Raw genomic sequence first — 23,716 nt, forward strand, 5'->3', positions numbered from 1 at the left:
AGCGTCGGCTCGATCCCCAAACCGAGTGGGGGCGTAGCGCGGCCTCGTCGCCCGCTGTCTTTGAGTTGAGGATCCACGTGAGATCAAGAATCATGAACGTAAGGCGGGTCGCGCCGCTGGTCGGCGTGCTCGCCACGGCCGTCACGCTTGTGGCGTTCCCGGCCATGGCGAGCGCCAAGCCGGGCCTGCCGGATGTCCCCGTCACCGGCGGACTTCAACTGATCAACACGAATGAGAAGATCGGTCCGGGAATCGGTCTTCAGCACGTGAAGGCGTTGGACCAGAGCGGTTGGTACGACGCGCAGTATCTGACGGTGGACCTGTCGAACAGCGCGGTCAGCACCGACCTGCTGACCTCCGGCCCGGTCGCGTCCGGCGGCCCGCTCAGCGTCTCGGCCAACAAGGCCGGCGCCGTGGCCGGCGTCAACGGCGAGTTCTTCGACATCGGCAACAGCAACGCCGCGCTCGGCGGCGAGATTCAGAACGGCCAACTGGTCAAGACGGCGGACATCGGCGGGCGGGAGCACGTCGGGGTCAGCAAGGACGGCATCGCCCAACTCGTCGACCTCGCGGTCGACTCGAACGCGACCTTCGCCGACGCGGACCACAAGGTCCTGTCGATAAACGCTGCCAACGGCGGGGGAGTACCCGTCGACGGTATGGTCGCCTACACCGCAGCGTGGGGTTCTTACAGTCGTAACCGGGGTTTCGCCGGCGTCGACGCCAGCCAGATCGCCGAGGTCCTCGTCTCTGGTGACAAGGTCGTCTCCGTTGCTCCGACCGGACCGGCCGGCTCGGGCGCGATCCCGGACGACAGCTTCGTGCTCGTCGGTCGTGACGCTGCGGCGGCCGCGCTGCGCGCGTTGCAGCCGGGCGACCCGGTGACGCTGAAGTACTCGCTGTCCAACGACGTCGCCAAGACGATGAAGTTCGCGCTCGGCGAGGGCGGAACGATCGTGTCCGGCGGCAAGGTCGTCGGCGGCCTGGACACCTCGATCGCGCCGCGCACCGCCCTCGGCTTCAAGGACGGCGGCCGCAGCCTCGTACTCGCCACCTGGGACGGCCCGGGCGGCACCGGCAAGGGCGGCGTCGGCATCGACAAGGAAGCACGCGACCTGGCCGCCCTGGGTGTGGAGACCGCGGTCAACCTCGACGGCGGCGGCTCCACCACGATGGTTGCCCGCGCGCTGGGTGGGACCGACGCGACGGTGCGCAACACGCCATCCGACGGCCACGAGCGTAACGACCCGAACGGCGTCGGCGTGTTCGTCACCCCGGGCGATGGCAAGCTCCACCAGCTCCTGATCAGCCCGGCCCCGGGCGGGACGTCCAGCGACGCAGGCGTGAAGGTCTTCCCAGGGCTGCACCGCGCACTGCTCGCCCAGGGCGTCGACAACCACGAGACGCCCGTCGCGGTGAAACCACAGTCGATCCGCTGGGACGCCGATGGCGCGACGGTGAAGGCCGGCATGCTGCAGGCCTCGTCGCGAGACCACGGGACGGTCAAGGTCACCGCCACCGTCGGCCGCGAGCGCGCCACCACGAAGGTCGACGTGCTCGGCAAGCTCGACAGCGTGGAGCTGTCGGCCGGCCGCCTGTCCATCGCCGACGCGACACCCGACGGCGCGGCCACGGTGAGCGTCACCGGCCGCGACGACCAGGGCTACACCGCCCCGATCGACCCGACCGACCTCAAGCTGGACTACGACCACAGCGTCGTCAACGTCCAGCCCACGGCCGGCAAACTGCAGATCATCCCGCTGAAGGCCGCCGGCACGATCCTGACCATCTCCGTCGGGGGCGAGTCGGTGCGGCTGCCGATCACGATCGGCGTGCAAAACGTGTCGGTGTACGACTTCAACGACGACGTGCTCGCCCGCTGGCGCAACAACAGCACCGCGGCGACCACGTTCTCCAAGGACCCTGACGGCCTGCGGATCGACTTCGCCGCGATGCGCAACGTCGGCATCGCCTCGACCTCCACCGCCGACCGGGTAACGGTGCCGGGTCAGCCGCTGCGCGTACGGGTACGGATCAAGTCGAGCATCGCGGTGCCGAGCGGACTCACCTACCTCGGCTACACCGACGCCAACGGCAAGGGCACGGGCGTCTACGGAACGGCACTGGTGGCCAGCGACGACTGGCAGAACGCCACGTTCACCCTGCCGGCCAACACCGTGTTCCCGATCGCGATCTCCGGCTTCCAAGGGATCAACACGAGCGTTCCCCAGCAGCATGCGGGCACGTTCATCCTCAACCGCATCGAGGCCGACATCCCGACCTCGATCGACCTGCCGGCGCAGCCGGACCTGCAGCCAGACCGGCTCGTGTCGACCGACGGCTCGTCGCTGCACGGCGTGGGCACCTGGACCTTCGCGTCGCTGTCGGACGTGCAGTTCACCGCGGACAATCCGAATCTGGCCCAGGTCGCGACGGCCGCGCTGCGGCGGATCCGTCAGACCGAGCCGGACCTGGTGCTCCTCAACGGTGACATCACCGACCGCGGCCTGCCGCAGGATCTCGCGTTGGCCCGGCAGGTACTGACCGATGCGGGATGCGACCTGATCCCGGTCGGCCAGGAGCCGGCCGAAAACAGCACTCCGAACCCGAACACGGGGAAGGTGCCCTGCTACTACGTCCCGGGCAACCACGAGTCCTACGGGCTCAACAACACCCAGTCGGACCTGTCCAACTTCAAGGCCGAGTTCGGGCAGCCGTACCGGACGTTCGACCACAAGGGCACCCGGTTCATCCTGCTCGCCAGCTCACTGGGCACGCTGCGCGGCACTGCCTGGGAGCAGCTGCCGATGATGCAGCAGGCGCTCAACGACGCCAAGCGCGACCCGTCGGTACACAACGTTGTCGTGTCCGCCCACCACCCGGTGGACGATCCGGCCGAGACGAAATCCAGCCAGCTCGGCGATCGCGACGAGGTGGCGCTCATCGAGAAGCTGCTCACGGACTTCCGCGACGAGAGCGGCAAGGGCGTGACCATGTTCGGCTCGCACGCCCAGATCGCCGACGTCCACCGCGTCGAAGGGGTCCCGTACGTGGTGCTGCCCTCGTCGGGCAAGGACCCGTACGGCACGCCCGACCGGGGCGGCTTCAGCGGCTGGGTGAACTGGTCGGTGGACAGCCGTCGCAACGCGAGCGAGCAGTGGTTGCAGGCGGACGTGCGGGCCTTCGCGCAGTCGATCACGCTGGACGCGCCGGAGACGCTCGACCTGAACGAGACGGCGCAGCTCGGCGGCAGCATCGTCCAGCCTCAGGGGGTGTCCACGGGCTCGCGCGTCGTGCCGCTGAGATACCCGATGTCCGTGCACTGGAGTGGATCGTCGAGCCTGGCGATCGGCAGCGGTACCGAGGCCATCGCCGCTGCCCGCCGCGAGGGCAAGGTCGCGGTCCTCGACCCGCAGACGCGGACGCTGACGGCACTGCGTCGTGGTTCGGTGACCGTCTCGGTGACGAACGACTCGATGCGGCAGTACACCGACGTCGCCTCGCTCGCGCCGATCAGCACGTCGAAGACCATCCAGGTCGGACCGCCGGCGCCAACCGGGCCCAAGTTCTCCGCCGAGGCCCCCGTGTTCACCACACAGCCGGTGGGCACGATCGGTCAGGTGCAGAAGGTCACCGTCACCAACACCGGCGACACGGCGTTGCGGATCTCCTCGATCGACGTTGAGAGCAAGAGCCTGGAAGCGCGAGACGCGTTGCGTGCCGACCGTGACCGGGACGTGTTCCGGGTCGACCGTGACCAGTGCTCGGGTCGCACGATTGCCCCGGGGGGCACCTGCGTCGTTTCGGTGCGGTTCACACCGGTGCGGCCGGACGTGACCTCGACGGCGTCGCTGGTCTTCCGCACGAACACCGCCGAGCGCCGCGACACGGTGACGCTGACCGCAACGAGCACCAAGCTCCAGTGGAGTTGGGGTGCTGGAGACGGTCCGGCGCAGTACCCGAACCAGACCGGCTTGGCCTGGGCCGAGTAGTTCCTCAGCAGGCCGCAGGAAGGTCTGCAAGCCGGCGTCGGGGCTGGGGGTGGGCGCCACGCGTCCACCCCCAGCCCCGATCGGTGTCCGCCCTCCGTGGCAGGACAAGCGAAGCCACGCCCGCTCGTAGCTGCCGTCATCAACGTCAGGCGCAGGCCGACCCGCACTCGTCGCGGTCGAGTTCGGTCGACGGGCCCTACCTGCACCGGGTCGCCACCTGGCGCAACCAGAGGTGGGAGGGCGACCACCCGGGCGGGTGCCGGGTCGCGCCGTTGGGGCAGGTAGATGTCAAGACGTACCAATGCTCGGCCGTTGTCAGATTCTGGCGGACTTTCGGTGTTTGAACGGCCTTGCCAGGCCGTGCGGCGTCGCCGTAACGTCGCTGACGAGTATCGATCTGTCAGCGTCCGGTGGTTGATCCGCGACACGGAGTCCTGGCACCGCCCCGGCCGGTGGCCACGTCGGAAGGACAGGCATGGCACCGAGACGTCCGCGTACCCGTCGCACGGCAATCGGAGTGGCGCTGGCGGCGACGCTGTCCGCCCTACTGACCGCCCTCACAGCGAGTCCGGCCGCGGCGGCCTCTGTCTTCGCCGACGGCTTCGAGAGCCCCGCCATCACCAACGACTTCACGGAGTTTTCCGCCGGCCAACAGTTCGGCTCGTGGACCGTCACCACCGGCACCGTCGGCCTGACCCGCGACTGGCAGGCCGCGGAAGGTAACCAGTCACTCGACCTGAACGGGTTCAGCCCGGGTGCGGTCGCCCGTACCCTGCCCACGAAGCTGCTCACCACCTATCGAGTGAGCTACGCCCTCGCCGGCAACCCCGACAACGGCCCCCTCATCGTGACGGGCAAGGTCACGGCCAACGGCCAGACAGTGGACACCTTCTCGTTCGACACTGCCGGCCACACGCCATCCGCCATGGGGTACGTCCACCGGACGATCTATTTCACGAACGTCCTGTCTCCCACCACGGTTCTGCAGTTCGCCAGCACCACCGCGGATGCCTTCGGCCCGGTCATCGACGACGTACGGGTCGAGAGCTGCCTGCTCGTCATCTGCCCCGCCAGCACGACCACGGCCGTCCGAGTCGCCTAGCACCGACGTCGCCCCGTCAGCTTGGTCAGGGTCCGTTCTCTCGCGGGAGCGATCGAATTGGGCTGAGCAGGGGTGACGTATCTGGACTCGCCGTCAGACGTTCAGGGATTGCGGCACCTCGGCCAGGGATGGGAACGCGGCGCGCGGCTGTCCGCCGGCCCACCACAGCCCGATTGCGAGCGCCGCTGTCGCCTCGAGATACGCCGCCCGCGCCAGCCCGCCGCACGGTGCCGGCGTGCAGCCGATCGAGCTGATCAGCGTCTGCGTGGCTGCGGCTGCGGTGGGGTGGTCGGCGCAGTAGGGCACCGCCAGCGGTACATCCTCGAAGGTTGGCGGACGCAACGTCCAGATGCTCACGTGGCACAGGTTGAATGCCTTGACCACATGCGCGTCAGGTGCGGCCGCTGCCAGTTGTCGTGCCACAGACGTGGCGCCACCGGTGTTGAGCATGAGTCCGTCGCCGGTCGGCACGAGTGGGTTGGTGCAGTCGACGACCGTCCGGCCGGCGAGGCTACCGGCGAGGCTGCCCACCAGGTGAGGCGCATCTGTCGCCGGCGTCGCTACGAGGATGACGTCGCCGTGACTCGCCGCATCCGCGAGGGTGCCGTGCCCGGCGGCACCGATTCGTCCGGCGGTCCGTTGCGCACGTTCCTGACTGCGCCCGCCGATCACCACGTTGTGCCCTGCCGCGGTCCATGCGCCGCCGAGCGCCGCCGCCATGCCGCCCGTCCCAAGTATGCCGATGTTCATCTGTTGTGCTCCGTTTCCGCACTGGGGCGACCTCGGTGGCCGACCACCGTGCAGGAACGATAGACAGGGCGATGCACACCGAATGGTGTGCGATACATCGGGCAGGATGGACGCATGAGTGCCCCCGCCGACTACACCTCCGATTGCCGCGCTCGCGTGGCTTTCGAGGTGCTCGCCAACCGCTGGGACAGCGTCGTCGTGTTCACAATCGGCGCGTACGGTCCGATGCGGCCGGCGGTGCTCCTCACCCGGATCGGCGGGATCAGCCCTAAGGCACTCAACGAGGCGCTGCGCCGGTTGGAGTACAACGGCCTGGTGGAACGCCGGCCATTCCGAGAAACGCCACCCCGCGTGGACTACGCGCTCACGGAGGCGGGCGACGCGCTGCTGGAGCCGATGCGGATGATGGGCCACTGGGCCACCAGGTACGCCGACGCAGTCGATGCCGCCCAAGAGCGGTTCGAGGCGCGCAGACGTTCGCCGCAACCCACCAGCTCAGCGTCGCTGGTGAAAGCATCCAACCCACCGGTGTGATCGAGCGAGGGGCTGCATACCGACCCGCCGCGCCACCGCCGAGGGCTTCGCCGGCCCGCTGACCGAGTGCGTTCTGTCGATCTGGACGCGTCCGTCGCCCCCGTTGCGGTAGACATGTGCGAAATGGTCCTTGGACCGGATCCGGCCTGCTCAGAATGCAGGGATACCGAGCCAGGGCCTGCTGGAGGCGCTGGCTGGTACGCGTCGAGGCGGGGGGTCCGATGTCCAACGAGGTTCCCGCCCTGGATCCCGGGCAGTTCGACGTCGCCGCCATCGGGAAGCTGGCGCGCAATGTGAACATGTTCCGGGGTGACCTCAACTATCCACAGAACCTCGTTCAATTGCCCGGCGTACCCGGCGACGACACGCTCGCGGTCGGCGTCGCCCTGCAGTACCGGAGCAATGTCAGCGACCAGGTCGACCAGTGGAACCTCGACGCGCCCACGGGGATCGTCGGCCTCGGCTGGTACCTCGCCTGGGACCGCATCGAGGCATGCGACGCCGGATCGGTCAGCGCCACCCCCCGGTACGTCCTCTGGTCCGGGGGCGTCTCCAACGCCCTGGTGCCGGACACGACGCCCTGGCTGCGGGCACAGCTCGACCAGGAGACCGTCGGCGCGCTCACCGACGGCCCGGTGTCGGCCGAGGTGGTCGCGGCGTTCGCGGCCCAGTGCCTGCCGCTCGACGTGGCGGCGACCGTCACCGGCGATTCCACGGCTGGCTGGACGATCACCGATCCCACCTGGGAGCGGGTCTTCGCCGTGGCGGCGACCGCCAGTGGTGGGGACGTTTATGACGGCGGGCTGCGCCACCAGGCGCAGGACTACCTGTTCTGGCAGATCTCCTACTACCCGCAGTACGAGAAGTGGGAGCTGACCACCGACTCCGCCGAGGTGCGCACGTTCGGTGGCGGGCTCGGCCAGACCGCGCAGGGTTACGCGACCAGCACCGGAAACAGCGTCGAGTGGGCGGTCAAGTGGGGTGGGCCGGCGGGCACCTGGACCGGGCCGTCGACCGTCGTCGTGGGCCAGGCGCAGTACGCCCGCGCGTGGAACCTCAGCACCCGGCGGGACCGCTGGGGGTCGTCCGTCGCCTACGCGTACAACGAATTTCCCCGCGACGTGGACGGCCTGCTGGGCAACAACGCCGAGCAGCAGGTCGGTGCCGGGCTGCCCTACACCAAGGCGGTCTACCCGACCAGCGTCACCAGCGTCGCCGGTCAGGTCGTGGCCTTCCGGTACGGCGCCAAGACCTTCACGGCCGAGGCGCAGGAGTACCTCGATCCGCACAAGCAGCTCGTCCCGGCTGATGCGCCGGAAACCCCGCCGGTGAACCTCGGTACCCCCAACGCCTACCAGGACCGCTACCAGACGCTGTACCTGCAGGGCGTCGATGTCCTGGCGGCCAGCGGCGACCTGCTCTTCGCGATCGAGCTGACCTACACCGCGCCACGGGTGGTCTCGACGACGCCGCCCGACCTCACGGTCACCGCCGCCAAGCGCTACCTCGCCGGCGTCACCGAGCGCAACGCCTACGGCGCGAGCCTGCCCGGCTACGCCTTCACCTACTACGTCGACGCGGCGGACTCTCCGAACGTCGGCGCGCTGTGCTCCATCACCTACCCCCAGGGTGCCGTCGCCACCTGGTCCTACGCCGCGTCGTGTCTGGACATCTGCGACCGTGCGACACCGGAGATCGCGCCACCGAGCGTGCTCGGCGAGGGCGCGACACCGATGGTCTGGAGCGGTTCCGACTACGTCGTGTCGCTGTGGTTGAACGCCGCCCGGACGACGGCGACGCTGGACGTGTACACCTGGCTCGGCCGCTGGTCGGCCTGGTGTGGCGGCACTGTCTACGACGATCCGGCGTGCCCCCTCGACACCGACCAGGCGCAGCTCGTCACGGCCGTCGACACGTTCGCGCTGGCACTTGCCACCCAGGCCGGTACGAGCGCCGTCACGCTCTACAGCCGTACGCCCCGGCAACCGGACCAGTGGGGCGTCACCTGCGTGCCGGCGTTGGCGGGCCAGGTCAGCCTGACCGCGGGCGACGGGTTCGTCGCCGCGGTGCTGACGACCTCGGCCTCGTACCAGCTCTACCGGTGGGCGTGGGACTGGCGCTGCGGGTGGACCGGGCTGGACGGGCCGGCGCGTACCGGGCCGGCGCCGCTGTTCGCGCTCGGCCACGCCGAGTGCCTGCTCGTCGCCGCCACGTCGACGACCGGTACCGACCTGTCGCTGTGCTGGCTCGACGCGACATCGACCTGGCAGGACGGCGGAGAGGCCGCCCTGCCGTACCAGGTCGACTTCAACGACGACTATCTCGTGCTCTGGGACGCTGGTCCGTCGCTCGTCGCGTTGTCGTTCGCCGAAGGCCAGCTCGGCACCACCTACGGTGTGCAGCTCGTGCGCTGGGATCTCGGCTACCAGTTCGTCGACACCGCGTACGTCGGTGGGTTGGTGGGGGAGCCGATCGACGACCAGCAATCGGTGTCCTGGCCGCCGCCACCGGTCGTGGTGGACGGGGCGTTCGTCGCGGCGCGGCAGCACCTGTTCCGATTCGACTCCGGCACCTGGTACACCGCCGACTTCGCCACGTCCATGCAGGGGTACGGATGGCTGGCGTTCGCCTACGGCGACGACGTCGCGGTCCAGGTCGCCAACGACGACACCGACGCGGTGACCGGTGTGCTGGCCTACGACCCGGACGGCGGCGGTTTCCCCGACCAGCCGACGCCGGTCTGCACCCCACTGCCGTCGGGCGGCGCGGTCGCGGACCAGGGCTGGCCGTCCGCGTCGGGCGGCGACTTCATCGTCGCCCGCAACGCCGTCTACTACCGGGGTACGTCGACCACGTGGACCGACTCGGTGCAACAGCCGGTCTTCGATCTGACCTCGACCTCGCAGCTCGCCGCCGACGTCGACTCCCTGAGCATCGTCAACCAGGCGCCGGCCTACCTCGCCTATCTGGTCACCGACGCGGCCGAGCCCGCGAACGACGCGGTCCAGCTCCTCGTGCTGCGCAACGGCGGCGTGCTCCAACCCCTGCCGGACGTGCTGTCCGGCTCGGCGTACTACGTACCGGGGGTGTCCCCGGGCGGCCCGAACGGTCAGCTCCCGACCGGGCCACTCTCCCTGGTGGCCTACGCAGCCAACGAGGGTGGCTTCGGCGAGGCGGCCTGCTACCGCGTGTTCCGCTACGCCGGGCAGGCGATGAGCGGGCCGGTCACCGACTACCCGGTCAGCGCACTCACCATCACCGACGGCTTCGGCGCCAGCTACTCGACCGCGTACGAGTTCGACGCCGCAACCGCCACCTGCGACCCGAGCGGGCAGGTCGTGAAGTACTACCGCTCGGCGGTGTACGACGGCGCTGCCGACCCGGCGACGTCGACGTACGGCCGCACCGTCTTCTCGTACCTCAACGGGACCGTCCCCGGGTCGACCGAGCTGCTCTTCGACGGGTTGCTCCAGCAGACCGTCGTCTTCGCCGGCGGATTCGCCTTCGCCACCGACTTCGATCCGGCCCTCGGGCTCGACCCGGACGCGTCCCCCGGCCCGCCGGAGCCGATCTCGGCGGGGCTGCTCCAGGCGTTCTCAGCCGGCGGAATCACAGTGAGCGACACGGCGACGGTGCAGTGCGTGCAGGTCGACGGCGGGTATCTGTTCTGGTCGGTGAACGACCCGACCCGCGCCGCGATCTACAACATCGACTACACCGGCGCGCCGGATCCGTCGGACGCGGTACGCGTGTTCACCGGCACGGCGGTGCAGAGCAGCACCACGGCCTGGACCCTGTTCGACACCCGCAGCTCGTCGCCGGGGCAGGACGCGTCGTGCCTGCCCCTCTACGGCGGCTACGTGCGGCCGGACACGGTGGTGCAACGGCGCGACGGGGTGCCGATGGCCACCGTCTTCGACTATGTGCCTCCCGGTCTGCCGGCCCCGTTCGCCGGCGCCGTGCTGGGGCGCTGCTGGCAGCTCACCTCGGTCGACGGGACCGTCGAGACTCATCTTGAGCAACGCGTGTACGGCCACCAGGTCTATCCGGCGCTGCTCGCGGCGAACCTGCTGAGACCGGTCGTGGCCGCGTGGGAGACGGTCGCCGCGGGCGGGGCCGACCCGGTCACGGCCAGCTCGACGGCGACCATCTGGTCCGCCTGGCCGCAGCCCGGGACCGGAGTCCGACTCCCTGTCGCGGCCCAGCAGTGGGCGTGGACCGGCGACCCGTCCGGCCAGGACACCGGGATCTTCCCGTTCGACGGCACCCCCGATCCGGCGTACTGGCAGAGCACCAGCACCGCGACGGTGGTGAGCGGACGCGGGGTCGTCCTGGAGTCGACCGACCCGGCCGGCACCGGCCACGCCACAGTGATGTCGGCAGACGGGCTGCTCGACGTCGCGCACGTCGCGAACGCGAGCTTCGCGGCCGGCCAGGCGGCCTACAGCGGTTTCGAACCCTACGAGGACCTGACCGCCTGGTCGCTCACCGGCGGGGCGGCCTGGGACCTGACCGACGCGCACACCGGCTCGGGCAGCCTGTCGCTGCCCGGCACGGGCGCCGGCGCGACCCTCGCGCCGCTGACCCCCCGCGCCGGCGACACCTACGTCTTCACCGCCTGGTGCAGGACCGACCCCGGCTTCGCACCGGGCGACTCGGGCTGGACACTGACCGTCGCGGCGGACGGCACCTCCACGACGGTCAGCCTGCCGTTCCCGGACACCGGCGGCGCCTGGTCGTTGCAGTCCGTGCCGGTCACCGTGCCGGCCTCCAGCGGCGAGGTCACGCTCACCGTCTCGGTCGCCAACACCACAGCGGTGCGGGTACGGGTGGACGACCTCACCCTGACGCCGCTGACCGCGCAGCTCGTCGCCCAGACGTACGACCCGACGAGTCGGGTCTCGTCGTCCCGGCTCGACCGGGCAGGCCACACCTGGCACACGATCCGCGACACCTTCCTGCGCCACATCGGCGGGACCACCTCGTCCGGCATGCCGTCGGCCATGCAACTGACCTACCTGTCCCGGCAGGGCAACCCGTCCGGCTTCGCCGCGGCCGACCCGAACGCCTCGCTGGCGCTGCGATGCCTGGTCGGCGGCAGCTACCAGACCTTCCGCAACGGGACCGGCTGGCAGGCCGACTGGACGCCCTCGGACGCCGGGGCGTTCGTCGCCACCGACGGCGTGCTCGTGCACGCCTCGACCGCGCAGAGCGACACCCTCAGCTACGCGTCGCCGCTGGGCCCGACGTACGCCGTGCATGTCGAAGTGGCCCCGCTCGGCGGCGGCCCGCTCGACCTCACCGACGACTTCGCGATGACCGTCGGCGACGCCGTAACGGTCACCTTCGACCACGCCACCGGCCAGTGGGGGCTCACCCTCGACGGCACGCCGATCACCGCCCTCGCCACCGTGCCGGGCCCGCCGACCTGGTGCCTGCTCACCCTGGTCGGCGGCCAACTGCTCTTCCACGCCGACGGTCAGCTGCTCTTCGCCGAGCCCACCGGCGCGCCGGGCGCGCCGGCCGTCGTCACCGGGCGCAACGCGCTCGGCCTCGCCAACCTCGTGATCCTCGACGGCCCGGCACTGCGGCTCAAGCACGGCGACGCGACCGGCACCGCCCGCCTGGAGCACCTGCTCACCGACGAGGACTACCTGGTCGCCCAGTCGATCTGTGACGGCCGGGCCCGGCGGATCGTGCGCACCCAACCGACGCCGGGCCTCTTCGGCAGCGGCGCGTCGCTGCCCGTGCTGGTCTACCGACCCGGCCTCGTCGACCTGACCGACTTCCTCGCCGGACTCGACGGCGCCGCGACGATGACCGGGGACGTCTCCGACTGGTACGACGGGACGAACGACACCGACGACGGCGGCTACCCGTACCGGCGCTGGGTGCTCGAGCCGTCGCCGCTGGCCCGTCAGGTCGAACTCGGTTTCCCGGGCGCCGACCAGGCGATCGTCGACCTGGGCTCGACCACGCCGGCGAGCCGCCCGACGGTGCAGTTCGGCTACGGCTCCAACTCCGGGCCCTTGCCCTACGGCCTGGACCCACCGGACGCGACGGTGCAGGTCGTCACCCGCACCAGCCAGGCGAAGACGACGATGACCAAGCTGCTCGACGCGGCCCGTCACCCCGTCGGCCGGTTCACCCCCGGCACCGGTGACGTCGCGCTCGACACGACAGTGCCGAGCTACGGCAACGGCACTGTCGCCAGCACCCGGGCGCTGCCCGACGCGTACGCGTTCGACGATCCCGCCCAGTCGCTCGTGCGCGAGGAGAACGCGGTCGGGCAGCTGGTCCAGGAGTCCGGACCGGACACGGGCACGATCCGCTACCTGTTCGACAGGGGCGGGCGGGTGCGCTTCGTCCAGGACGCCGCGGCGGCGGCCGCCGGGCTGGTCGCGTACCACACCTGGGACATGCTCGGCCGCCGCCTGTCGACCGGCACCGTCACCTTCGACTGGACGCCGGCGACCACCGCCGAACTCCAGCAGTACGCCCAGGATCCGGCCTGGCCGCAGGACCAGACGCAGTACCCGTACCAGGAGACCAGGAGCTGGACCTACGACGGCGACGGCACCGACCCGACGGCGCTGGGCCAGCTCGTCGGCACGGTGGCGGTCACCGACGCGGGCGGCTCGTCATACCAGGTCACCGAGGCGTACGGCTGGGCGTCGAGCGGGGTGCTCGCGAGCCGGACGGTGACGGTGACCCGGGACGGCACGACGCTCGGCGTCTTCACCACCAGCTACGGGTTCGACAACCAGGGGCGGATCACCCAGATCGGCTACCCGAACGGCGCGGACACCGGGCTGACCGCGGTCGGCTACACCTACGACGGCCGGGACAACGTGCTGACCGTCGCCGACGCCGAGGGCGTCCCTCTCGTCACGTACACCTACAACCCGCTCGGGCGACCCGTCACCCACACCTACGGCGACCTGCCCGCCGGCTCGGCCACGTACGACCCGGTCGGCCGGCTCAGCTCCTTCGGCGTACAAACCGACGGCGCGGCCTTCTCGCTCGCGCTCACCTACGACCCCGACAGCAACCCCACACTGCTGGCCGAGACGACGACCGGTGCCGGCGTCGACGACGCCGCCACCGTGGCGTACCGCTACGACTCGCTACGACAACTGCTCTGCGCCGACGACGTCGACGGATCGCGGTCGGTCGACGTGGGCTACGTCGATGCGGAGGGCCGCACCGACTGGAACGGCAACGTGCAGTCCCTCGCCACCGGAGGCGCGGCCCCGGCCTGCTTCACCTACACCCCGGGCACGAACCAGCTCGCCTCGGTGACCCCGGGCAGCGGTTCACCCACGACGTACACGTACCAGCCGAACGGGCTGCTCGCGGCCCGCGACGGTCTCACAGTGAGCTACCTGGACACGACGGCCCTGCCCGCCTGCGTCAGCAGCGACCAGAGCGGGCAGTCGGTGACCTTCGCCTACGACGTGAACGGTTACCGCAGGGTGAAGCAGAGCAGCGGCGAGAGCGCGCCGACGCTCTACGTGCACGCCGGCGTACCCGGTCCGGTGCTCACCGTCGATGCGTCCGGCGTGTCGACCGCCTGGGTGTACGGCCCGACCGGGCTGGTCGCGATGGCGAGAGGCGGCCAGCGGTACTCGGTGGTCACCGACTACCTGCGGTCACCCCGACTCGTCCTCGACACCACCGGGGCGCTGGTCGCGGCGTACTCGTTCGACGTGTTCGGTCGTCAGGTGCTCGCCCACGAACCGGCGCCCGGCTTCCTCCCGATGCTCTTCACCGGCCAGGAGTTCGACGCCGAGACCGGCCTGTACGCCTTTCCGGCCCGGCTCTACGACCCGTCGATCGCCCGGTTCCTCAACCCCGACCCGGCGGGCCAGTACGCCAGCCCCTACCTGTACGCGGGCAACCAGCCGACGCTGCTGACCGACCCGACCGGCCAGCTGACGTCCCTGGGGGAGAGCGCCGTCGAGATGGGCCTCTTCCTGACAATCCTGGCCACCGTGGTCGTCAGTGCCGGCGCGTCCGCGGCGTTGGTGCCGGCGGTCATGGCCGCCGAGGGGATCCTCGCCGCGACCGTCGCCGGGGCCGGTATCGGTGCCGTCGGCGGTTCGGTGATGGGTGCAGCGGGTTCCGGCTTCTTCTACAGCGCGGAGACGCCGCCGGGGCTGTGGAACGCGAAGACGTTCGGCGAGGAAGTCGGGGCCGGCGCCATGGCCGGCTTCGTCGGTGGCTTCCTCACCGGCGGCGTCTCCACCTACTTCACCGCCGGTCTGCCGGGCGTCGTCGCGGCGGCCGAGGCTCCGGAGCAGGCCGCCGCCGCGCCCGTGGCGGCAGCGCCGTCGCCGCCGGATGGGGGTGCCGACGACATCGAGGAGGTGGCGCCGGCCCAGGACGACCATCCGGCGGCGGCAGACGATCCGAACGCCGCAGCGCCGCAGGAGAAGGCCCCGGCGCCGGCCCGTCCGGCGTCGCGCGCCGAAAACGCCTGGGCCTACGCCCGACCGCGGCTGCTACCGAACCTCGGCGCCGGGCTCGTCGGCGGAACGGCGCAGGGTGCAACGAAACAGTTGCTGACCAATGCCTTCGCGCGCGTTCCGCCCGCCACGGGCATGACCGTCGGGGTCCTCGAGTACGCCGGCTTCAGCGCCGTGACCTCCCTGCTCGGTGTCGCGGCCGCCGCCGCCGAAGAGGCGTTCGCCCCGATCGCCAGCTTGAAGTCCGCGTGGCGCGCCGACCCGTTCCAGATCATGGTGCCGGCCGCCGGCCTCGCCGCCGTGTCGATGCCGGTCCCGTTGGGCCTCTTCCTCGGTTACACCGACCTGGTGTACCGCACCTGACCCGATTCCATCCAGCCCCGTCAGGGGCGGCGACATGTCGAGGAGCAGCCTTGGCCCATCTCAGTGTCCGAAGCCAGGCGATGTCGGACGCGAACCCGTTCGCCTCACCGATCGTGTTCGACTTCAGCCAGGACGTCGGTGACGGCGAGCAGGTCCTGGCGTACGTCACCGCGATGAGCGGCTTCACCCTCAACTACCAGACCAACTCCCACTACTGGGCGGAGGAGGCGGGTGCGATCGGGGTGTCCCTCACCCCCAACCTGCTCGGCACCGTCCTCGGTATCGGCGGCAACGTCATGCTGACCGACTACGACGGTGACAGCGCCCTCGATCCACCCACGTCGGACAGCGGGCCGGGCAGCGTCGCCCAGGTGAGCGCGCTGGCGGTGATCGGTACGCCGCTCGCGCAGCCGCCGGTCTGCGCCACGGCGTACGGGCTGAACTCCGGTCAGGACTCGTCGCCCATCCCCATCGGCGACAACACCACGAGCCTGGCCTTCATCGCCGGGTTCTCCGTCGCCGCGAGCGGGGGCACCGGCGAGATCGGCGGCCTCACGCTGACCTCCAGCGTCGGTTCTCCGGTGGGAAACCAGGTGACGGTCAACGGCGGCGTCGGCCTGACGGACTTCTCGACCACCGGCACGGTCGACGTCGGGGTGCTCTCGTACGGCGCGGACCTCGTCGGCTTCGCGGTGCAGGCGGCGACGCCAACCTGGGGTGCCCCGAACGGGCAGCAGGGCATGAGCGGAACGTTCAGCGTCGACTTCACCATCCCGTCGGGCTACTCCACCATCGCGCAGGCGGCGCTCCTGCTCCAGGACGTCACGGTCGTCTACGACGACACGGCCGAGTTCCAGCTGATCCAGGCGATGCAGACGGGCGACCTCAACATCGACGGCGCAACCGTCTCCGGAACCTTCGTCCTGAACATCTACAACCCGGATGTCGCCGCCCACCACTACATCTCTGCCGACAGCACCACCACGATGTCCGTCATCGCCCAGTTCGCCTGACCGGAGGACGCAGTGTCGATCGCCATCCAGACCAGCACGATCACCGGCAACGGCTCGGCGACGTTCACCTTCCCGAGCACCATCGGCGCGTACGCGTACGCGCTGCAGCAGTTCAACCTGCAGACACTGAACCTGGGGACGGTCATCCAGCGAATCGGTATCGCGTTGCGTCCCCGCGACAACACCGGCGTCGGTACGACCTCACTCATCCTCGACCAGCAACTGCTCCTCGACCAGGTCGACCCCGACCAGTCGTGGGCCGAGGTCGCGGTCATCGCCTGGCTCGGAGCCACCAACCCGCCGGGCCTGTTCCTGCAGAACCAGAACGGGATCACCGTCGACCAGATGTCGTCGACCATGTCGTCGCCGGTGTCCACCGGCCTCCCGCCGCAGTACGCCGCCGCGGCGCTCGCCGGCTTCTCCTACCAGTTCGCAGAGGACGACTCGGACTTCCTCGGGATCGGCGCCGGGGTGGGTGCCGCCCCGAACCCGTACGCGTTGACCCCCGGCGTGTCGGTGGTCGGATCCGGCATCTGGACCGGCGACTCGGCCTTCTCCGGCACTGTCGACGCCGCCCTTATCGCGGCGACCGGGGACGGTCTCGGCCTCGGTCTCGGGTACCTGCCCAACCCGGTGTGGGGCACGAACGTCGTCGAGCAGTTGCCGGGCCTCAACGGCTCGCCGGTGGGCGCGGCGGCCTTCCTCATTCAGTCCTTCTTCTGCCAGTTCTGCATCGACGTCATCGAGCACGGCACCCCCGACTTCTCGCAGCTGACGACCGGCGTCCCGGCGAGCGCGGTGCAGCTGAACGTGCCGTCGGACGGCAATGTCAGCTTCCGGTCGGTGCAGCAGCTCTGCGGGGCCAACTTCAATGACGGGCCGAACATCTTCTCGGCCGAGAATCTGGCCGCCAATTACCTGGTCGCCGAGACCACGTCGAGTTAGAAGACCATGGTGCGAATCAAGTCGACCCGCCGCTGCCGGGCTGTCCCCACGAGGTGACCAGGCCGCACCGACATGAACCCCCATGCCGGGGCCGTCACCGCTTTGCTGCGGGCCGGGCGCCGCTGATCGGCCGTACCCGACGGGTACGGTGCCGGCCCACGCCGCAGGACGGACGCCGGCCGGCACCACACCTCGATCGCGGCACGCTGGTAGTAGTTACAGGCCAGCGCTGGTCTTTCCCAGAATGCCGGCGATTGCACCGAAGTCGACGTCCTGCCCTTCGGTGATGTCGACGGTCTTGCGCTCGCCGTTGCCCATCGCCCGGAGGAATCCCTTGACCTCGGGGACGTCGGCTGCGTTGAACACCATGAACGAGACCTTGGCCTTGGCCACCGCGATGACGGCCGCGTAGTGGCCGTTCTTGAGGTAGTGCGGCTTGCCGTACTGGAGTCGTTCCTCGACGCCTGGAACGGTCTGGTCGATCATCGCCCGCAGCTTCTCGCAGACCTCGACCTGCCACGGCTGCGTCTTGTTGATGTACTGGGTGACCTCGTCGTTCACGGCGTTCTCCCTCATCGGTGCGCACTGGGCGTCCCTGCGACCCGGATGCCCCGACTTCCAGGAAGCCGAGTCGATCAACCAGGACCCGCCGGTGGACGGTCACCCTATCCAACGATCCGGGCCACAGAGATCCCTTGCGGCCATACCGGGCGAGCACTGTCCGAGCGCTTCCGCTGCGGGCAGGCTCCCTGTGGCTGGGAGAGGACGACGCACGGCCTAGCACGTTGTGCGCTGATCGTCCCTGTCGAAGGGCCCTGAAACCTGTCTCGCTGCCATGCGGCATCCTCAGACAGAAGCGAATCGTCCAGGCTTCGAGTTCGAATGAACATTCCCGGCGGGCTGCCGCGGGCCTAGCGTCGGAAGCCGCCGTGCAGGGGATCCGCCCGCTCGGTTCCCGCACGGCACGGAGACGATGTGGTCAACGAGATCGGCACGACGGCGCTGCCCCCGCGCGTCGAGCCCGAGGTGAAGACGCGAGCGGACGGCGTCGTCCTGCGTGTGCGGCGCGACGGACGAACCGTCCTCGACGAGGTCCGGCTGGGCATCCGCGTCGGCGGCGTCGACCTGGACGTCGGGTCGGTCCTCCTGCGCTCGCGTCATCGCGAGATCACCGACGAGTGGACCGCCCGGTCTGGCAAGGCGACGGGAACCCATCGGTACGCGCATCGTGAGACGGTCCACGAGCTGCGTCACGCGAGTGGGCTCGAGTGGCAGATCCACGTCCGGGCCGGTGTGGACGGGGTGGCCGTCCGCTACGTGCTCGCCCGCCTGGAGGGCCACGGTCGGCTCGACGCCGACCGCACCCGGCTCACCGTCGAGGCAGACGCCCGGGTGTGGGCGCTCGATTACCAGACCTGGTACGAGACGCCGCGCTTCGGTGCTGACGCCACCGAGCTGCCGCCGGGCGCCTACGGGTTCCCGCTTCTCGTCCGCTCGCCCCGGGCGGGGGCGTATCTCCTGCTCACCGAGGCGGCGATCGACGGCCGTTTCAGCGGTGCCCACGCCGAGATCCGTGATGACGGCGAGGCGCGGTTCGCGCTGGCCGACGAGTCGATCGAGATCACGCGTGGTCCCGTGACTCCTTGGCGGGTGTTCATGATCGGCGACCTCGCCGCGATCGTCGAGAGCCGCTTCGTCGACGAACTGGCGCCCGCACCCGACCCGTCGGCGGACACGCGGTGGGTACGTCCGGGGCGTGCCGCCTGGTCGTGGTGGTCGGACTTCTACTCCGGTGCCCATCTGCACCGGCAGCGACACTTCGTCGATGTCGCCGCGCGTTTCGGCTGGGAGCACCTCCTCATCGACTGCGGCTGGGACGAGACGTGGGTTCCCGAGATCGTGGCCTACGCGAGTCGCCGCGGCATCCAGGTGCACCTGTGGGCGGTCTGGCACGACCTCGACGGTCCGGAGAATCTGGCGAAGCTCGCCCTGTGGCGGTCCTGGGGGGTCGCCGGCATCAAGGTCGACTTCATGGAGTCCGAGTCGAAGGAACGCTACCGCTGGTACGACACGATCCTGTCGGAGACCGCCCGGCTCGGTCTGCATGTGAACTTTCACGGTTCGGTCATCCCGCGCGGGTGGGCGCGAACCTGGCCGCAGGTCATCGGCTACGAAGCCATTCGCGGCAGCGAGTACTACGTCTTCTACGAGGGCACGCCCCTGACCGCCGCGCACAACGTGATCCAACCGTTCACCCGCAACGTGGTCGGGGCGATGGACTACACACCTGTCGCGTTCGGCGCGCCGGGGCGGAGCACGAGCGACGGTCACGAGTTGGCGCTCAGCGTGGCGTTCGAGTGCGGCATCACCCATTTCGCCGACGACGTCGACGCCTACCTCGCCAGGCCGGACGCCGCGCGGTTCCTCGCGGAACTGGCGCCCGTGTGGGACGAGACAGTGCTGCTCGCCGGTGACCCCGACCACGAGGCCGTCATCGCCCGCCGATCTGGCGACCGCTGGTTCATCGGCGGCATCGCCACCGGGCCTGCGCGCCGTCTCACCATCCCGGTCGACCGGCTGGCGCTCGGGCCGGCCGACGCGTGGATCGTCGGCGACGGCGCCGAGGGTGGCCTGGTCTCCCACCGGCGACCCGTCACCGACAAGCTGGTCGTCGACGTCGCGGACAACGGCGGCTTCGTCGCCATCGTCGCCGCCCAGGGGGCCCGGCTGCACCGGGCCGTCGAGCGACCCGAGCAGGCCGCACCGCGGGTGGACCCGCCTGTGCAACTGCTCGGCCCGGACGGCGCGGCCATCCTGCTGACCCACGGACGCCTGCGGCTACCGCCGGGCTGGTCGGCGGAACACCTCGACGGTGACCGCTGGAAGGTCCGTGCGCCCGCCGCCCTGGCGCCCGGTCGGGCCGGCGTGGTCACGGTCGAGACGCCGGGCGAGGACGGCGTCCCGATCGTGGCGCACGCCCGCCTGTTCCGACCCCTGACGCCCGGGTCCCATCGCCTGTCCGCGCTGACCATGCTCGCGTTCGAGAACGAGAGCGGCCCGATCGAACGCGACCAGAGCAACGGTGGCGGCAACCCGGGCGACGGCCGCCGCATGCGTATCGCGGGCACCGAGTTCGACGACGGGTTCGGCGCGTCCACGCCGTCGCGGATCGAGCTCTACCTGGGCGGTTCGGTCAGCCGCTTCACCGCCCGCATCGGCGTCGACGACGAAACCCCCGGGACCGCCGCCCGGATGAGCGTGCACGCGGACGGGGTCGAGTTGTTCAGCGTCGACGTGCGCTCAGGCGAACCTCCGCGCGACATCGACGTCGGCATCCCCGGCGCCGGCACGCTGAGCCTGCGCGCGGACACCCTGCCCAACCACCCGGAGCCGGCCCATGTCGACTGGGCGTTGGGCCGCCTCCACCTCCACCACGACACCGCCACCACCCCGGTCGAGCACTGACGCTCGACCACCCACCAAGGAGAAACCATGCGAAACGGCAAGAGATGGGTCGCCGCAGCGGCTCTGCTGGTCACCCTCGCCGCCACCGGATGCAGTAGCGCCGGAGGCGACGGCAAGGTCACCTTGAGCTACGCGACCTGGAGCGACGACCAGAAGCCGGCCATGGAGGCGATCGCCAAGGCCTTCGAGGACAAGCACCCGAACATCGATGTCCAGGTCCAGGTCCTGCCGTGGCCCGAATACTGGTCCACCCTGCAGGTCGGGGCCGCGGGGCGCACCGCACCCGACGCGTTCTGGATGCTCGCCGACCAGTTCCCCGCCTACGCCAAGGGCAACCAGCTGCTCAACATCACCGACGCGGTCAAGGCGGCGGGCGTCGACCTGGCCGCGTACCCCAAGGCCGTCCTTGACCTGTACGACGTCGACGGCAAGCTCTTCGGCCTGCCGAAGGACTTCGACACGAACGCGATCTGGTTCAACAAGGCCCTCTTCGACAAGGCAGGTGTGGCCTACCCGAACGACAGTTGGACCTGGGACGACGCGCGTGCGGCCGCCCGAAAACTGACAAACCCCGCCGCCGGGGTGTGGGGCATCGCCGCCCCGATCGACCGGCAGGGCGGCTACTACAACAGCATCTACCAGGCCGGCGGCACGGTGATCGGCGCCGACGGCAAGGCCGCCGTCGACAGCCCGGAGGCGATCTCCGGTCTGCAGTTCTGGACCCAGATGCACGCCGACGGTCTCTCGCCGACGCTCAAGCAGCTCTCGGACACCGAGGCGGTGCAGATGTTCATCGACCAGAAGGTCGCCATGTACTTCTCCGGCTCCTTCTGGGCCCAGCGCCTCTACGGCGACCAGAGGCTGCGCCCGAACGTCGGCGTCGCGCCGCTGCCGAAGGCGAAGCAGCGGGCCACCATGATCAGCGGCATCCTCAACGCCGGATACGCCGGCACCAAGCACCCCAAGGAACTCGCCGAGTTCCTCATCTTCGCCAGTGGCAAGGACGCGGCGGTCATCCAGGCCAAGAGCGGCGCGGTGCTGCCCGCCTACCAGGGCACCCAGCAGGGCTGGCTCGACGCGATGCCCGAGTTCAACCTCAAGGTCTTCGTCGACGCCGTCGCCTACTCGGTGCCGCTGCCGATCGCCGGTGACGCGGCCAAGTGGACCGGCCTCGAAACCCAGTACCTCGCCCCGGCGTGGGAGGGCAAGCAGACCGCTGCCGACGCCGCCCGGGCCTACAACACAGCCATCAACGAGGTCCTCGCGCAGTGACCACCACCATCCCCAGTCCTCCCCTGCGGCAGCGCAAGCGCCGCGGGGGAGGGCTGCTGCCCTCGCCAGGATGGGGCTATCTGATGATCGCCCCGGCGCTCATCGGCCTCGTCGCCCTCTACGTCTGGCCGTTCCTCACCACCTTCGGCAAGAGCTTCATGGACGTGCCGGCCTTCGGGCCCGCGACGTTCACCGGATTCGACAACTACACCGAGTTGCTCGGCGACGGGCGCTTCTGGCAGGCCCTGCGCAACTCGGCGCTCTACACCGCGATCCTGCTGCTCGGCCTCCCCGTCGCGATCGTGCTCGCCGCACTCATCGAGCAGGTCGGCCGGGGCCGCGCCTTCTACCGGGTCCTGTTCTTCCTGCCGGTCGTGACGCTGCCGGTCGCGGTCAGCATGGTCTGGCGCTTCATCTACAACGGCGACTTCGGCCTGCTGAACTACGTCCTCTCCCTGGTCGGCGTCCCCGGACAGTACTGGGTCGCCGACGCGACCTTCACGATCTACGCGGTCGGTGCCGTCGGCATCTGGATGAGCCTCGGCATCAACCTCATCATCCTCGGGGCTGGACTCCAGTCGATCCCGCAGGATCTCTACGAGGCATCCTCGCTCGACGGGGCGGGACGGGTCCGCCAGTTCTTCCGGATCACCCTGCCGCTGTTGTCGCCGAGCGTGTTTCTGGTGACCGTGCTGACCGTGATCTCCGCGCTGCAGATGTTCGACCTGATCTTCGTGATGCTCCGCAGCGTCAACAACACGGCGCTCGCCGACTCGAAGACCATCGTCTACCTCTTCTACGAGAAGGCCTTCGTGGAGTTCGACCAGGGCTACGGTGCGGCGATCGCGATCGTGCTGCTCATGGTGATCATGGCGGCGACCCTCGTCCAGTTCCGCCTGCAACGTCGGTGGGTGTTCTATGACTGATCAATTCCTGCGAAGCAGGCGACCGGGGCGCGCAGCAGCCGGATCCAAGGCCTCGCGACACGGCGAGTGGGTCATCCACGTCATTCTCGCCGTCTCGGCAGTCGTCATGGTGGCGCCGTTCGTCTGGCAGTTGCTCACCATCTTCAAGTCCAACCGCGAAGCGTCCCAGATGCCGCCGACGTTCCTGCCCGAGGACCCGACCACCGGCGCATTCGCCACGTTCTTCGGCTCGGTGCCGTTCTGGGCGCAGCTCACCGTCTCCGTGGCCGCGCTCGTACTGCGCGTCATCGGGCAGCTCGCCGTCGCGGCGCTTGCCGGCTACGCGTTCGCCCGGCTCCGGTTCCCCGGACGCAAGCTCCTGTTCGGGCTGTTCATCGCCATGCTCATGGTGCCCAGTCAGCTGTTCCTCATCGGGCAGTTCGAGATCATCAGGGACCTCGGGATGCTCGACACCATTCCCGCCCTGGCGATTCCGGGCATGTTCTCGGCCTTCGGGATCTTCCTGATGCGGCAGGCGTTCATGTCGATCCCCTCCGGGTTCGAAGAAGCCGCCCGACTCGACGGCGCCGGACCCCTGCGGACGTTCTGGTACATCATGCTGCCCATGGCCCGTCCGACCATGGCGGCGCTGGCCGTCCTCACCTCGCTCTACTCCTGGAACGATCTGCTCTGGCCGCTCATCGTGACTCCGCGCGGTGACAGGCGGCCCATCACCGTCGGCCTGGCCGGACTGCAGGGCCAGTTCGGAACCGACTACCCGACCCTCATGGCCGGCGCCCTCGTCGCGTCGCTGCCGCTCATCCTCATCTTCCTGGCGCTCCAGCGGCAGTTCTTCTCCGGCATCGCGAGCAGTGGCTTGAAGGGCTGAACCGTGGTCGGGCCACAC

Annotated in this window: 12 protein-coding genes; 10 read left to right on the top strand and 2 right to left on the bottom strand. The window is 69.8% G+C overall.

Annotation, left to right across the window (positions count from 1 at the left end; translation table 11 throughout):
* Window positions 1–92: 92 nt before the first annotated feature.
* The gene (locus AB0F61_RS17680) at window positions 93–3,992 is read left to right on the top strand and encodes a phosphodiester glycosidase family protein (protein ID WP_357810499.1); all 3,900 of its coding nucleotides are present in this window, start codon (window positions 93–95) and stop codon (window positions 3,990–3,992) included.
* A gap of 475 nt (window positions 3,993–4,467) precedes the next feature.
* Window positions 4,468–5,094 carry a DUF642 domain-containing protein gene (locus AB0F61_RS17685; protein WP_357810502.1) on the top strand — a complete coding sequence of 209 codons (627 nt, stop codon included), beginning with the start codon at window positions 4,468–4,470 and terminating at the stop codon, window positions 5,092–5,094.
* Window positions 5,095–5,187: 93 nt separating this feature from the next.
* On the opposite strand, the gene AB0F61_RS17690 is transcribed toward AB0F61_RS17685, so the two are convergent.
* The gene (locus AB0F61_RS17690; protein ID WP_357810505.1) at window positions 5,188–5,844 is read right to left on the bottom strand and encodes an NAD(P)-binding domain-containing protein; all 657 of its coding nucleotides are present in this window, start codon (window positions 5,842–5,844) and stop codon (window positions 5,188–5,190) included.
* A 114-nt stretch (window positions 5,845–5,958) separates the two neighbouring features.
* Between AB0F61_RS17690 and AB0F61_RS17695 the strand changes: the two genes are divergently transcribed.
* From AB0F61_RS17695 to AB0F61_RS17710, 4 genes are all read left to right on the top strand, one after another.
* On the top strand, window positions 5,959–6,378 hold the full coding sequence (locus AB0F61_RS17695) for a helix-turn-helix domain-containing protein (RefSeq protein ID WP_357810507.1): 420 nt from the start codon (window positions 5,959–5,961) through the stop codon (window positions 6,376–6,378).
* A 221-nt stretch (window positions 6,379–6,599) separates the two neighbouring features.
* On the top strand, window positions 6,600–15,209 hold the full coding sequence (locus AB0F61_RS17700; RefSeq protein WP_357810510.1) for an RHS repeat-associated core domain-containing protein: 8,610 nt from the start codon (window positions 6,600–6,602) through the stop codon (window positions 15,207–15,209).
* A 50-nt stretch (window positions 15,210–15,259) separates the two neighbouring features.
* Window positions 15,260–16,222 carry a hypothetical protein gene (locus AB0F61_RS17705; RefSeq protein WP_357810512.1) on the top strand — a complete coding sequence of 321 codons (963 nt, stop codon included), beginning with the start codon at window positions 15,260–15,262 and terminating at the stop codon, window positions 16,220–16,222.
* A 12-nt stretch (window positions 16,223–16,234) separates the two neighbouring features.
* Window positions 16,235–17,167 carry a hypothetical protein gene (locus AB0F61_RS17710; RefSeq protein ID WP_357810515.1) on the top strand — a complete coding sequence of 311 codons (933 nt, stop codon included), beginning with the start codon at window positions 16,235–16,237 and terminating at the stop codon, window positions 17,165–17,167.
* A 216-nt stretch (window positions 17,168–17,383) separates the two neighbouring features.
* On the opposite strand, the gene AB0F61_RS17715 is transcribed toward AB0F61_RS17710, so the two are convergent.
* The gene (locus AB0F61_RS17715; RefSeq protein ID WP_357810518.1) at window positions 17,384–17,728 is read right to left on the bottom strand and encodes a DUF1801 domain-containing protein; all 345 of its coding nucleotides are present in this window, start codon (window positions 17,726–17,728) and stop codon (window positions 17,384–17,386) included.
* A 414-nt stretch (window positions 17,729–18,142) separates the two neighbouring features.
* Between AB0F61_RS17715 and AB0F61_RS17720 the strand changes: the two genes are divergently transcribed.
* Genes AB0F61_RS17720 through AB0F61_RS17735 form a run of 4 tightly spaced genes read left to right on the top strand, consistent with a single transcriptional unit; the run spans window position 18,143 to window position 23,698 of the window.
* Window positions 18,143–20,632, top strand: coding sequence for a glycoside hydrolase family 97 catalytic domain-containing protein (locus AB0F61_RS17720; RefSeq protein WP_357810521.1), 2,490 nt, complete (start codon window positions 18,143–18,145; stop codon window positions 20,630–20,632).
* A 27-nt stretch (window positions 20,633–20,659) separates the two neighbouring features.
* Entirely contained in the window at window positions 20,660–21,904 is a 1,245-nt protein-coding gene (locus AB0F61_RS17725; RefSeq protein ID WP_357810524.1) for a sugar ABC transporter substrate-binding protein, read from the top strand.
* Entirely contained in the window at window positions 21,901–22,830 is a 930-nt protein-coding gene (locus tag AB0F61_RS17730) for a sugar ABC transporter permease (protein ID WP_357810527.1), read from the top strand. The genes AB0F61_RS17725 and AB0F61_RS17730 overlap by 4 nt, the downstream gene beginning before the upstream one ends.
* Window positions 22,823–23,698, top strand: a complete 876-nt coding sequence (locus AB0F61_RS17735; RefSeq protein WP_357810530.1) for a carbohydrate ABC transporter permease — start codon at window positions 22,823–22,825, stop codon at window positions 23,696–23,698. Before AB0F61_RS17730 ends, AB0F61_RS17735 begins: the two co-directional genes overlap by 8 nt.
* Window positions 23,699–23,716 lie beyond the last annotated feature (18 nt).

This window comes from Micromonospora sp. NPDC023888, from assembly GCF_040639415.1.
GTDB lineage: Bacteria > Actinomycetota > Actinomycetes > Mycobacteriales > Micromonosporaceae > Micromonospora.